Source organism: Roseospira visakhapatnamensis (assembly GCF_014197915.1).
Lineage (GTDB): Bacteria > Pseudomonadota > Alphaproteobacteria > Rhodospirillales > Rhodospirillaceae > Rhodospira > Rhodospira visakhapatnamensis.
In genome coordinates this window covers 65,191-78,424 of sequence record NZ_JACIGK010000002.1, presented here as the reverse complement: position 1 = coordinate 78,424, position 13,234 = coordinate 65,191, and the positions used below count along the sequence as shown (strand labels likewise).

Genomic DNA, 13,234 nt, shown 5'->3' with positions numbered 1-13,234 from the left:
GTGCTGTGCGTCCTCCTCGATCAGGTCCAACCCGGAACGATCCTAGCGACTGGCGCACGGCCATACCAGTACCATCGCGCCGCCGGCCGCCCCGCCGGCGTGGTTTTCGGGGGGCGGACGGCGAGGAGTCCGCATGCGGCGCGGGGCTGGGCAACCTGGGCAGGAAGACCAACCCACCTCGTCCGCCTGCGGTGATACCCGCCCCGGTCCTAGGCCCGATCGCCCGGTTGACCACCGGGCCGCCGCATCACCCCGTCGCGCAGCACCACCAGCAAACGTTGACGAATCGCGCCCCACCCGAAGGCGTCGGTCATCTCCAGCAGGACGGCGACGATCTCCAGTGCCGCCGCCTCGCCGGCCCCGGCGCGCCGCAACAGGCCCTCGGTGATCTCGGCCACCAGCCCATGGACGGTCTCGGCCAGGGTGGACAGCGCCGGCGCGATGTCCGCGCCGTGCACCCGGCTGGCGAACACGTAGAGATGCCCCAGCCGCCGCAGGCGCGGACCGAACCCGGCGGTGTCCAGCGCCGGCGCGGCCATGGCGGCGCGCAAGTCGCTGCCGTACAGCGCGGCCACGGCGGCGGCGTTGTCGATGAAGTCGGCCACCACGGCCCGCGCCATGCGGGCGGCGCGTCCGCTCTGGCGCGCGCCGCCCTCGCCGCCCTCCAGCAGCCGCTGGGCCAGCGCGATCAGGTCCTCCACCTCGCCCAGCATGGTCGCCATGCCGAACCGCGCCAGCGCATCCCCCTCCTGGGTGGCGTGGCGGATGACGGCGTTGACCTTGCGCATGACCTGGGTGGCGAGGGCGGCCATCTGTGCCTCGGCCGAGGCGCGTTCGGTGTCGGCGCCGATCTCCTCCAGGGCCAGGCACAGCACGTCCAGCCGCATGAAGTCGGCCGAGACCATGGCCAGGTCGGGTCCGTCCTCCTCGCCCAGGGAGGCATTCAGGCGCGCGGCGTGGTCCATGACGGCGTCGGCGATCTCGCCGGCCACCCGGTCCAGCGCCATGTCGCCCGCCGGACTGTCGCCCACCCGGTCGAGGGCGTCGCTGAGCAGCACCAGCAACCGCACCGCGCCCATCCAGTCGCGCCGCGTCTCGCGCACAGGACGCCCCGGCAGCGGCGCGCCGGACAGCGCGATCTCCAGCGCCGGCTTGACGCCTCGGGTCTCGATCAGCGCGACCAGATCGGCGGACACCGCCTGGCGAACGTCCGGATCCAGCCGCCCCAGGGACTCCCCGGCCGCCTCCAGCAGCACGCCGATGTCCCGCAACTGACGCTGCCCCAAGCGCTTGGCCAGGGCCTGGTCGAGGGCGTGCGCCAGCGCCTCGCGCAGCCGCGACAACCGGGCGCTGTCGTCCACCGCCGCCAGATCGCGGGCCTGGCGCGCCGCATGGGCCCGATCGGCGGCGACGCCGGCGCCGGCCGGCGGCATGACCGAGGCCAGCATCGTCGCCAGACTGGACAGCGCCCGCACCAGCCCCAGGGCATCCGGCCGGCGCGCCGGATCCTTGGTCAAGGCGGCGGCGATCACGGCGTCCAGGTCCGCCGGCAGCCACGCGGCCGTCCGCGAGGGCGGAGGCGGCTCCTCGAACAGGATCCCTTGCATGATGGACGCCAGGGTTCCGGAGAAGGCGCGCTCGCCGGTCAGCATGGCATACAGAACCACGCCCACGGCGAACACGTCGGCGCGATCCGACACCGCCAGGCCCTGCAACTGCTCGGGCGCCATGTAGGCGGGTGTTCCCAGCATGTCGCCCACCTGGGTCAGGTCCGCCGTCGCGCCGTCGCGCGCGGCGGCAATGCCGAAGTCCATCAGGATCGGGCGGCTCTCGTTATCCAGCAGCAGCACATTGGCCGGCTTGACGTCGCGATGGACGACCCCTCGGGCGTGGGCGTGGGCCAACCCGTCAAGCACCGGCAGCACCAGATCCAGCACCCGGGCCGGCGGCAGCGGCGCGTCGCGCTCGATGACGTCCTTCAGGGTCGGTCCCGTCAGGATGTCCATGACCATGAAGGGACCGTCGGGTCCCTCGCCGTGGTCGCGCACGCGCACCAGATGGGGGTGCACCAGCTTCCGGCCCAGGTCGGCCTCGCGCTGGAAGCGCCCCATCATCAGCGCGCGCTCGCCGGCGGTCAGCAGCTCCGGGCGCAGGGTCTTGACGGCCACGGCCCGACCGTCGCGGGTGTCCACCGCGCGGTGCACCAGGCTCATGGCGCCCTGACCCAACAGCCCATCCAGGCGATAGGGCCCCAGCGTCGCCGCCCCGTCCTCACCAGCCGACATCACCACCCCTGCCTCCCCCCTGCCCTGCCCTCATCGGTCCGGTCGCGCCCGGCCGGCCCCCTACAGCACGCCGAGCCGCCGCCACATCGGCACCACGCCCTCCAGCACCGGACCAAAGTTCTCGATCAGCGCCGCGCGGTTGGCGGCCTCGCCCTCAAGGGGCTCCCCTTCATGGCGCAGGGCCTCCCCGCGCGCCGACAGACGCGCCCAGGCGGCATCGGCCAACGCCTCCGGGGTTTCGTCGGCGCCGTCCGCCAGGGCCGCGTAGGCCAGCACATCGAACAGGGTGGCGAACACGCCGGTCCGCCCGAGGGCCGAGGCCAGCGCCGTGGAGGGCTTCAGGCGGCCCTGACCCAGGGGCAGGTCGGCGATCTCCCGGTTCAGCCGGCGCACCCGGTCCAGGACCAGCGGCGACGGATCGTCGTAGACCGGCACCGCCAGCCCGGACCCGGCCAGCATGCCGGCGACCTCCACCGGCGAGCGGTCGGCCACCCCCTCGGCCGCCACCCGGGCCAGCAAATCCCCCACGGTCAAGGGCGCCTCGCGCAGCCAGGCCAGCATCGGGCCGTACAGACGCAACTCCAGTTCGGCGGTGCCGACGGGCGTGGTGACCTTCAGGCTTTCCCCGCCCTCGACACGGGGGTTGATGAAGCGAACCCGGCGGAGCCGGTCGACCTGTTGGGGCTCGTCCAGGCGCAGGGCCCCGCGCAAGTACACGTCGCGGCGGAAGCCACGCCCCGCGCAGAAGTCGCCCGCCTGCTGGCGCAGCACCCGATCGGGCAGCATGTCCACCACCGCGCGTTGCTCGGGCGTCATCTGAAACTGCGAGAAATTGTCGAGCAGGCTGGCCGCGCCGGCATAGACCAGCTTGGCCGCCGCCATGTCCGCCACCGCATCGCTGAAGAACAGCGGCCGCCAGTGCGCGTTCAGGTACTCGTGGACCAGATAGGCGTCGTTGCCCCCCTCTAGTTCCCGGTCCAGGGCCTCGAACACCGTCTTGTCGCCCAGGCCCTGAGCATGCGCCGCGTGCAGCGCCTGGGCGACCGCATGAGCGGTCCGGAAGCGGCCGGTGCTCTCGCCTGGCTGACGCGCCGCCACCTCGCGCAACAGCCGCTGCACCGGCATGGCGGTGGTCCATCCCGGATAGCAGTTGTAGCTGAGGTACACCATGCCACCGGGATTCAGGTGCCGGTCGATGAAGCGGACGATGGCCCGCTTCAGGCCCTCGTCCACCCAGCTATAGACGCCATGGAGGGTGATGACATCGAAGCTCGGCAGGCTGTGCCGGGCCGCCTCCGGACCGGTCAGGTCTGCGAAGCTGGCCTCGATCAGGCGCACGTTGGTCAGGCCGGCGCGGGTGATCAGGCGGCGGCCCTGGGCCACGTGGGCGGGATTGAAGTCCACGCCCACGTAGGTTCCGCCGGGATCGGTGGCGCCCATCAGGGTGATCCCGAAGCCGGGACCACAGCCGAGATCGCAGTAGGTGAGGCCATCCAGCCCGGGCGGCTCGAACCCGTTGAGCAGGCAGGCCAGCGCCATGAATCCCGGCGTCTGGTGGTGATAGAAGCCCGGCATGTACGCGACATCGGTCACGTAGCCGGCGGACCAGTCCTCCCCGGGTCGGGCGCCGCTCATGACCGGGGTGCCCCGCTCAAGCGGCCAGCCAGGGGAACTGCCGGGCGCGCTCGGCCTCGAAGGCGTGGATCGCGTCTTCCCGCTGGAGCGTCAGGCCGATGTCGTCCAGCCCGTTGAGCAGGCAGTGCTTGCGGAAGGGATCGATGTCGAAGCGGATGACGCCGCCGTCCGGGCCGCGGATCTCCTGCGCCTCCAGGTCCACGGTGACGGTGGCGTTGGCGCCGCGACCGGCATCGTCCATCAGCTTGTCCACCTCGGACTGGGGCAGGCGGATGGGCAGAATGCCGTTCTTGAAGCAGTTGTTGTAGAAGATGTCGGCGAAGCTGGTGGCGATGACGCAGCGGATGCCGAAGTCCAGCAGCGCCCACGGCGCATGCTCGCGCGACGAACCGCAGCCGAAGTTGTCCCCGGCCACCAGGATTTGCGCCCCCCGCCAGGCCGGCTGGTTGAGCACGAAGTCCGGCACCTCGGCGCCGGCGTCGTCGTAGCGCATCTCGAAAAACAGGCTTTTTCCCAAACCGGTCCGCTTGATGGTTTTCAGGAACTGCTTGGGGATGATCATGTCCGTGTCGATGTTGACGATCGGCAACGGCGCGGCGACCCCGGTCAAGGCGGTGAACTTTTCCATGACGACCCTTCGTGTGGCGTTCGGGAGTCCCCCTTTGTAGCGGCCATGCGCCGGCCCGCAAAGACCCCATGGTTGGACGACGGTCACCGGCGCGCTCACGGACCGCGCCGGAGCCGCCCACGCGCGCCCCGCGCGCGTCACGCGCCCACCGACTCATCGTGTCTGGAGACGCCTACTCCGCCGCGACCCAGTTGGCGCCCGGCTCGGCATGGAGGAACCCGTTGGCGACGGCGCGATCCTCCAGCAGGTCCAGCAAGCGGTCCTCGGCGGCGTCGACGGAGCACGCCCCCGCGATCAGGTCCGCGTAAACTTGCCCCGCCGCCACCATGTCCAGGTCCAGCGGCGCGAGGCGGATGGCGGTGACCCCGGCCTTGATCAGGTCCGGGATCTCGCGCACCAGCAGGGTGACGGTACGCGCCTGGGTCTGCAGGCCGTTGACGATCAGGAACTCGTCGCCCTCCAGGGTGTCCACCTCCAGGCCCTCGGGGTCCTGGTCGCAGATCAGGCGGCAGGTGGCCTTGGTCAGGCCATGGGCGCGGGCATGGTAGCAGCGCGCCGAAATGGCCAGGGGCGCCCGCCCGAACACGTTCAGCCCGCACTCGACGCCCAGGCGCCCGGCCTCGGCGGCCAGCACCTCAACACTGCGGCGCGGCAGTTCCCAGGGCAGCGTCACGGCGGTGGCACCGCGCCCGGCCAGGGCGCGCAAGGTGCCCTCGTTGTAGACGTTGACCATCGGCCCGATGTGATGCGGCTTGCCCGACAGCAGGGCGAGCGCGCCGGTGTCGTTGGCCTCGATCAGGGCGCCGGCATTGGCGGTCTTGGACACCGCCTCCAGCACCCGCACGTCCTCCTCGTCCACGGCCAGGGTGATGGTCGGGCGCACCACCTCGCGGCCGGCGGCCTTCAGCGCCACCTCGGCCTCGGCCATGGCCTCGGCGACGGGCGTCTCGCGCTTGGAGCAGACCGTCTCGCCCAGAACCACGCGGTCGTAGGGGCCCTGCTCGGCGATGGCGCGGTAGAAGTCCCGCCGCCGCGCGGCCGGCCACTGGTAGGGCAAGGGGCCGAGAACAAGCTTCACGGAATGGGTCATGGTCTCTCTCTGGTCCTCAGTGCCAGGTGCCGGCATAGACGCCCGTGGTGCCGCCGCCGCCCTCCATGAAGGCCGCCGCCTGGCCGGCCGGCGGCGCGGCGCCGGCGATCGCCGCCTTCAGCGAGCGCACCACCTGCGACACATAGGCCTTGCCACGCTGGCGCCCCTCCACCTTCAGGGCGGTAACCCCGGCCTTGGCGAAGGCCGGCACCAGGGAGGTGGCGTCCAGGCTCAGCGGATCCTCGAACAGGTGCATCTCGCGGCCCAGCACCTGATAGCGGCCCTTGCAGATGGTGGGATAGCCGGCCTGCTCGCCCGCCCCGAAGCGGTTGACCACGAACTCGCCCAGGCGGGAGATCATGGTCTCGCCCTGCTGCTCGTAGCGGACATGGCTGGCGGGCGAACAGGCGCCGTCCTTGTTCGGCGAGATGCCCGTGGCATAGGACGACAGGCAGCAGCGTCCCTCGGCCATCACGCACAGGCCGCCGAACACGAACACCTCGGTCTCGACGTCGGGCACGGCGGCGGTCAGGGCGGCGATCTGCTCCACGGTCATGACGCGCGGCAACACCACGCGATGGATACCGAACGCCTCGCGATAGAACCGCACCGACGGCACGTTGGACGCCGACGCCTGCACCGACAGATGCAGGCGCAGGCTGGGGTGCCGCTGGGCGGCGTAAGCGGCCAGCCCCATGTCGCAGAGGATCACCGCGCCCGCTCCGGCCTCGGCGGCGCAGTCCACGGCGCGGCGCCACAGCGAGTCGTCACCCGCGTCCGGATAGGTGTTGATGGCGATCATCGGCCGCACCTTGGCCCGGTCACAGGCCGCCACGCCCTCGGCCAGTTCCTTTTCCGAGAAATTCAGGCCCGGGAAATTGCGCGCGTTGGTGCGGTTGCGGAAGCCGAAGTAGACGGCGTCGGCGCCGGCCTCGATGGCCGCGTCAAGCGCCGCCGGCGTCCCGGCCGGACACACCAGTTCCATGGGAGCAGTCATCGCCAGATCCTCTTGGGCAAGGGACGTCGGCCAGCCGACCGGCGCGACATCAAGGGTCCATACGGCATCGTGCGTGCGATGAAGCGCCGCCCGGACCGACGAAGGGACGCGGATCAGACGGCGGTACGGCGCCGTGGGGTCCGTTGCAAACCGGCCTCCAGCTTGGCCAAGCGGCCTTCCTGACGCGCCAGATCGGTGCGTAGCGGGGCCAGCACGGCATCCTGGACGGTGGCCAGATCGCGGCTGGCGGCGGCATGCACCCGCCGCCCGACCCGCAGCATGTGGGGCAACGCCCGGCCCAGCGGCCAGGGCATGGCGCGGCTGACGTCGTCCATGCCGGCGTTGGCGTCCTCCAGGGCGTAGCGGAGCGCCATCACCAGGCTGGTATCGCCCTCGATGGTCAGGGCGCGGGCGAAGAACGAGGCATCGCCGTCCATGCCCTCGGTGTCGAGCATGGCGGTCAGGGTCTCCAGCGGCGCGCGCACCACGGCCTCGGCGTGACGCACCTCGTCGGCCTCGGCCTCGGCCACATCCAGGCTCAGCACGCCGTCGGCCATGTCCACCACCACCGCCGCCGGGTGCCCGGCCGGCACGATGGCCAGCCGTCCGGTCAGGCCCGACAGCCGGTCGCCCAGGCGCGGCTCCAGGTCTCGCACCAAGCCCTCCAGCACCGGCCGCGCCAGCGCGCGCATCACCGGCACGGGCACGGGGCGCAGCAGCAGGCCGACCAGCAGGCCCGGCGAGAACGTTCGAACGGCGTGGGACATCGATCCCCCTGGCATCGTGATTCCTTTATGATACCGACCCGCCCCGGTCCCGACATATCGGCATAAGGGCCCGGCGCCGCAGCGCCGGCACGACCACGCCAGCCGCTCAGCGAAAAGGGTCGTCCTTTTTTCGCCGACCGGTTTGACGCGGATGAACCGCTTTTTTACTGCGGACACCGTCCCCGGGCAAGAGCCGGGGTCGATCTTGGGACATCGACGCGCTATACCGGGCGGCGGCGCGACACCCCATCGCCCCCCGCGCGTGCTCGCTCCCGTCCCGCCCGACCGGCCGGCGGCCGTCCGCGCCTTCCGGGGGCTGCCGACGAACAAGGAGGTCCCGCGTGGACACCGAGACGATGATGGCCCTGGGCGGGTTCCTGCTGGCGTGTTTCGCCGCCGCCTCCACCAGCGCGGCCTTCAAGCCGGGGCCGTGGTATCAGTCCCTGCGCAAGCCGTTCTGGACTCCCCCCGACTGGCTGTTCTCGGTCGCCTGGACCATCCTGTACCTGATGATGGCCGTCGCGGGGTGGCTGGTCTGGCGCGATGTCCCGGAAGAAGCGGCCACCCTGCCGCTCATCGCCTTTGCCGTCCAACTGGCGTTGAACGCCTTGTGGGCGCCGGTGTTCTTTGGCGCTCATCGGATGGCGCTCGGATTCGTGGTGATGATGCTGCTGTGGGTGGCGGTGCTGGCGACGATCGTTCTGTTCCTGCGGGTCCAGACCATCGCCGGCCTGCTGCTGATCCCCTACGCGTTCTGGGTTATCTTCGCGGCGTTCCTCAACCTGGGAATCTGGGTCATGAACGCGGATCGCGCGAACGCCGGCGATCCCCTGTCCTGACGGGCGTCCCGACGGTGTGTCCACTGGCGGCCAACACGGCCCGGGGCTCGGCCCGGACGGTCCCCGCGTGACGGGATCGGGAGATCCGCGCGGAACGCATGTGTGCGATTGCGAATTGTTATTCGCCCCACGGTCCGATGGATCTATAGCTGAGGGCCGGGACGCCCTCCGACCCCTCGCGACCGCTCCGTGCCGAGCGGTTGACCGCGCCAGGGTCCGCCGCCCCAAGCCCCCCTTTCCGTGGATCCCAGGTCAAGGACGCCGAAACATGCGCATCGGTTTCACCAGTCAGAACTTCCGAACCATCACCGGCCATGCCGGACGCACGCGGCGCTTCCTGGTCTATGAGCTGGACACCGGCGGCACCGCCACCGAGGTGGAGCGTCTGGACTTTCCCGTCGAGATGACGCTGCATGCGTTTCATGGCGCCGGTCCGCACCCCCTGGATGCCCTGGACGTGCTGGTCACCAAGGAATGCGGCCCGGAGTTCCGCGTGCGCATGGCACGGCGCGGCGTGACGGTGGTGGTCAGCGCCGAGGATACCGATCCGGCCTCGGTGCTGCGCGCCATCGCCGAGAACCGCCTGGATATCAGCCCGCCGGCGATCACGGCCGCCGACGCGGACCACGGCCACCACCACCATCATCATCACGACCATGGCCACGACGACGGCCATCCTCATGACCCACAGGCGGTCGATACGCCCGACGACACCGAGAGTCAGGCCTGTTGCCAGGACGGGTCACACGCGCACGATCCCGCCGCCTGCGGCTGCCAGGACCATGATCACGACCATGCGCACAGCCATGGCCATGGCCATGGGCACGGACGCGGCGGCTGTGGGCATGGCGGCGGACGAGGCCGCCGGCGCCTGGCGACGGCGACCCCCTGAGCCACCGGTTCGCCGACGGTCGGGGCCGCGACCATCGGACAGGACCCCGCATCGGCCCCCGGGGGGACAGGCGCGCGCCGGTATGATATGCCGGGGGTCATTCGGTTTCGTCCGTCCGGCCCCAGCACGAGCGTGCCCGTGACCCCCGCCCCCACATCGCGCGTCCTTGCCATCATCGTCACCTATCATCCCGAGCCGACGCGCCTGACCGCCTTGGTCGCGCGCATCCGGCCGCAGGTAAGCGCGGTGCTGGTGGTGGACAATGGCTCCGCCCTGCCGCCGGGCTGGCTCGAGTCCCTGGGCGTCACGACCCTGGCGCTGGGCCGCAACACCGGCGTCGCCGGAGCCCTCAACCGGGGCATCGCCCATCTGATGGCCGGATCTTGGTCGCACGCGCTGACCCTCGACCAGGACAGCGTGCCCGCCCCGGACATGGTGGCCCGGCTTCTGGAGGCCGAGTCCCGCCTGATGGCCGAGGGCGTGCCCCTGGCGGCGGTGGGCCCCGTGCATGTGGACCCGCGCACCGGCGTCGTGGCTGTCTCCGAGACCTTCCGGGGCTTGCGCCGGGTGTGGGCCATTCCGGAGAGCGACGGTGTCCTGGAGGTCAACCACCTCATCACCTCCGGCATGCTGGTCCACCGGGCGGCGCTGGAGGCCGTGGGTCCCATGCGCGAGGCGCTGTTCATCGACTATGTGGACATCGACTGGTGCGTCCGGGCTCAAGGACTGGGGCGGCGCCTGATAGCGGTGGGGGCGGCCCGCATGGACCACACCATCGGCGACGCGGTCATCCGTGTGCGGTCACTGGGGGGCTTTTCCTTCAAGGCCCACAGCCCGCTTCGAGACTACTTCATCGCCCGGAACGGCGTCGCGATGCTGCGCCATCCGCACGGCCGCCTGGGCTGGAAGCTGGCCATCGCCAAGGACGTGGTCGTGCGCAACGCGGTGTTCTGGGCGTTCCAGGGCCACCGCCTGACGCGCATGGGCCGAATCGCCCAGGGGATCTGGCACGGCCTGATCGGCCGGCTTGGCCCGCCGCCGCCCTGACCCCGCCCCCCCCCGGACACCGGTCCCCGAACGCCATCCCGCAGCCCCCTTCCCTCGGCGCGGGACTCACCCATATCCCCGAGGACCCCGCGCCGCACCGAGAGGGATGCCCCCATGAGCGCCACCCTGCTGGAGCACGAACCCGCCCTGCGCCTGTCCGCGTTCCTGGGCCTGCTCGGGCTCCTGGCGCTTTGGGAGGCCGCCCGGCCGCGCCGGGCGCGGACCCTGCCGCGCTGGCTGCGCTGGGGAAACACGCTGGCCCTGGTGGCGCTGGACACACTGCTGCTGCGCCTCTTGGTGCCGGTGCTGGCGGTCGGTCTGGCGGCGTGGGCCGAGGCCGAGGGCCGGGGCTTGTTCAACGTGTTGGGGGCGCCGGCCTGGGTGGCCGTGATCGCCTCGCTGCTGCTGCTGGACCTGCTGATCTACACCCAGCACCGCGTGTTCCACGCCGTGCCGGTGCTGTGGCGGCTGCACCGGGTGCATCACGCCGACACCGACCTGGACGTGGTCACCGCGCTCCGCTTCCACCCGGTGGAGATCCTCCTGTCCATGGGCATCAAGCTCGCCGCGGTCGCCGCCCTGGGGGCGCCGCCGGTCGCCGTGCTGGTGTTCGAGGTGACGCTGAACGCCTGCGCGCTGTTCAATCACGCCAACCTGCGTCTGCCGGCGCCGGTGGACCGGGTCATCCGCTGGGTGCTGGTCACGCCGGACATGCATCGGGTCCACCACTCGATCCACCGGGAGGAGACCGACAGCAACTTCGGCTTCTCGCTGTCCTGGTGGGATCGCCTGCTGGGCACCTACACGCCCCAGCCCGCCGCCGGCCACGACGCCATGATCCTGGGTCAGACGCGGTTCCGCGCGCCCCGCGATCAATGGCTGGACCGCCTGCTGCTCCAGCCCTGGCGCGGCCCGGACGCGCCCGCCGGACGACCGGTCACGCCCGCAAGCGCCGCAGCGTCACGCAGGTGATATCGTCGGCCTGGGGCTCGTCCTCCGCGAAGGCGGCGACCGCCGCCATGGCCCGGTCGTTCAGCGTTCGCGCGTCCAGGTCGCCGAGCCCGGACAGCAGGGCCGTGAGCCTCTCCTCCCCGAACTCCACGCCGGCGGGATTGAACGCCTCGGTCACGCCGTCGGTGTACAGGAACAGGCTGTCGCCCTCGCCCAGGGTCACCGTCGCCTCGACGTAGGACAGGCCGTCCAGCACCGCCAGCGCCGTCCCCCCGGTCAGCGGCAGCGGCTCCACCCGGCCGTCGGCCCGCAGGCACAGCGGCGGGTTATGCCCACCGTTGGCATACACCATATGCCCGTCGCGTACATGGTAGAGGCCATAGAAGACGGTGACGAACAACTCCTGGTCGTTGGTCTCGCACAGCAGGTCGTTGAGCTTGGCCAGGCAGGTCCCGGGCCGTTCGCCGAACAGCGCCGTGGCCTTGAGCAGCGTGCGGGCGATGGCCATGAAGAAGGCCGCCGGCACGCCCTTGCCCGACACGTCGGCCACCACCACGCCGACGCGGTCGGCGTCGATGGCGAAGAAATCGTAGAAGTCGCCACCCACCTCCTTGGCCGGCCGCATGCTGCCGTGAAGGTCCATCTCCGGCCGGGGCGGGAAGCCCTTGGGCAGGATCGAGAGCTGCATGTCGTGGGCGATGCCTAGCTCTCGTTGCAGCGACAGATAGGCCGTCTTGGTGGCCAGCGCCTCGCGCAACTCGGCGATCACCTCGCGCAGGCGCCCATGCTGCTCGCGCACCCGGCTGGCCATCTTCTGGATCGCCGGCGCCATCATGCCCAGGCCGCTCGTCTCGGCGACGTCCCCGTCCTCGCCGGCGCGCTGGGCGCGGGTCAGAACCCGGCTGGCCTCGGCCTCGATCTCCGCCAGGTCGGCGAGGATGTCCTCGCGGGCCTCGTCCTCCAGGGTCTGGGCGAGGCTCGTCATTTCCTGGCGGATGAAGCGTTCCTGACGGTGGCGCTGGCGCGTGCGCGAGCGCTTCAGGCGTTCCAGCGTCATCTGCCGGCGCCGCAGCACCTCCAGCGCCCGCGCCAGATTGCCGATTTCGTCGGCCCGGTCCACGCCCTCCACCGAGCGCCGCGTGTCGCCCTCGGTCAGCGCCTGAAGCACGCCCAGGGCCGCCTCCAGCGGCAGGAACGAGGTGCGCATGTACCAGCCCAGGGTGGTGATCATGAGCACCAGGAAGGCACCGACCGCGATCAGCGTCACCTGCGCCACCTGGTCCTGGCGCCGCTCGCTTTCGGTCACGTCCTTGACGATCACAAGATTGCCGGCCAGCGCCCCCTGCGCGCCCTGACCGGTGCCCAGCGGCAGGGTGGCCATGGACAGCCGCCGCTCGTTCAGCGGCACGATGCGCAGGCTGTCGACGCCGGGGTCCACGACATGGCCGGCCACCAGCGCATCCCAAAGGGGCGGCGTGGTGCCGGCCAGCATGCGGCCGCGCCGGTTGACGACGAAAACGTCGTCGCCGGTCTCGTGCTGCATGCGCGCCAGCACGGTGTCGACGGCGCGCGCGACGGTCAGGATGCCGACCACCCGCCCGCGATCCTGCAACGGCTGGCTGTCGGCCACGAACACGGTGCGCCCGGCGTCCTGGGCGAGGCCGCGCACGCGCTCCCCGGCCAGCACCCGCTCGGCCTGGGAGCCGTCCAGGATGGGCGACGGGAACAGCGATGCCTGGGAGGTGAACGCCAGCCCGCCGTGCCTGTTCAGCACCTCGAACCGCGAGATGCTGCCGCGCATGATGAGGGCATCGGCGACCGAATTGAACACGGTCGAAATCAAGCCGCTGTCGCCGCTGTCGAGGGCACTGCTGATGACCGGCACGTTGGTGAAGTCCGGCACCTCGGTGTCCATGCGCTCCAGCGTGCTTTCCAGGACCGCCGCCCACAGCGACTGGTAGCCCGACAACACCGCCCGGGCGTAGCGGACGTCGTTGAGGCGCTCGCGTTCGAAGGCCGCCAACACCAGGCCGCCCGTCAGGACCACGGAGAACACCAGGACGATGAGGATCAGACGGGTGCGCAGAAGCATGGGAACCGGAC

Annotated in this window: 11 protein-coding genes; 4 read left to right on the top strand and 7 right to left on the bottom strand. The window is 71.2% G+C overall.

Features of this window, described 5'->3' with window-relative positions; translation table 11 throughout:
* Window positions 1–209: 209 nt before the first annotated feature.
* The 6 genes from GGD89_RS01815 to GGD89_RS01790 form a co-directional block, all read right to left on the bottom strand.
* Entirely contained in the window at window positions 210–2,285 is a 2,076-nt protein-coding gene (locus GGD89_RS01815; protein ID WP_184042396.1) for a serine/threonine-protein kinase, read from the bottom strand.
* Between the two features lie 60 nt (window positions 2,286–2,345).
* Window positions 2,346–3,920, bottom strand: a complete 1,575-nt coding sequence (locus GGD89_RS01810; protein ID WP_184042395.1) for a class I SAM-dependent methyltransferase — start codon at window positions 3,918–3,920, stop codon at window positions 2,346–2,348.
* Window positions 3,921–3,936: 16 nt separating this feature from the next.
* Entirely contained in the window at window positions 3,937–4,548 is a 612-nt protein-coding gene (gene leuD / locus GGD89_RS01805; protein WP_184042394.1) for a 3-isopropylmalate dehydratase small subunit, read from the bottom strand.
* 172 nt (window positions 4,549–4,720) lie between these two features.
* Complete coding sequence (ubiV, locus tag GGD89_RS01800) at window positions 4,721–5,638, bottom strand: ubiquinone anaerobic biosynthesis protein UbiV (protein WP_184042393.1); 918 nt, start codon at window positions 5,636–5,638, stop codon at window positions 4,721–4,723.
* Between the two features lie 16 nt (window positions 5,639–5,654).
* Window positions 5,655–6,635 (bottom strand): ubiquinone anaerobic biosynthesis protein UbiU, encoded by a 981-nt coding sequence (gene ubiU, locus GGD89_RS01795; protein WP_246422272.1) that lies wholly within the window; start codon window positions 6,633–6,635, stop codon window positions 5,655–5,657.
* Between the two features lie 113 nt (window positions 6,636–6,748).
* Entirely contained in the window at window positions 6,749–7,402 is a 654-nt protein-coding gene (locus tag GGD89_RS01790; protein WP_184042392.1) for an SCP2 sterol-binding domain-containing protein, read from the bottom strand.
* Between the two features lie 341 nt (window positions 7,403–7,743).
* Between GGD89_RS01790 and GGD89_RS01785 the strand changes: the two genes are divergently transcribed.
* The 4 genes from GGD89_RS01785 to GGD89_RS01770 all read left to right on the top strand — a co-directional run bounded on the left by GGD89_RS01785 (window position 7,744) and on the right by GGD89_RS01770 (window position 11,152).
* Complete coding sequence (locus GGD89_RS01785) at window positions 7,744–8,241, top strand: TspO/MBR family protein (RefSeq protein ID WP_343058500.1); 498 nt, start codon at window positions 7,744–7,746, stop codon at window positions 8,239–8,241.
* 268 nt (window positions 8,242–8,509) lie between these two features.
* The gene (locus GGD89_RS01780; RefSeq protein WP_184042391.1) at window positions 8,510–9,133 is read left to right on the top strand and encodes a NifB/NifX family molybdenum-iron cluster-binding protein; all 624 of its coding nucleotides are present in this window, start codon (window positions 8,510–8,512) and stop codon (window positions 9,131–9,133) included.
* A gap of 138 nt (window positions 9,134–9,271) precedes the next feature.
* Window positions 9,272–10,180, top strand: a complete 909-nt coding sequence (locus GGD89_RS01775; RefSeq protein WP_184042390.1) for a glycosyltransferase — start codon at window positions 9,272–9,274, stop codon at window positions 10,178–10,180.
* 114 nt (window positions 10,181–10,294) lie between these two features.
* Window positions 10,295–11,152, top strand: coding sequence for a sterol desaturase family protein (locus GGD89_RS01770; protein WP_184042389.1), 858 nt, complete (start codon window positions 10,295–10,297; stop codon window positions 11,150–11,152).
* On the opposite strand, the gene GGD89_RS01765 is transcribed toward GGD89_RS01770, so the two are convergent.
* On the bottom strand, window positions 11,118–13,223 hold the full coding sequence (locus tag GGD89_RS01765) for a PP2C family protein-serine/threonine phosphatase (protein WP_184042388.1): 2,106 nt from the start codon (window positions 13,221–13,223) through the stop codon (window positions 11,118–11,120). The genes GGD89_RS01770 and GGD89_RS01765 overlap by 35 nt on opposite strands.
* Between the last annotated feature and the right edge of the window lie 11 nt (window positions 13,224–13,234).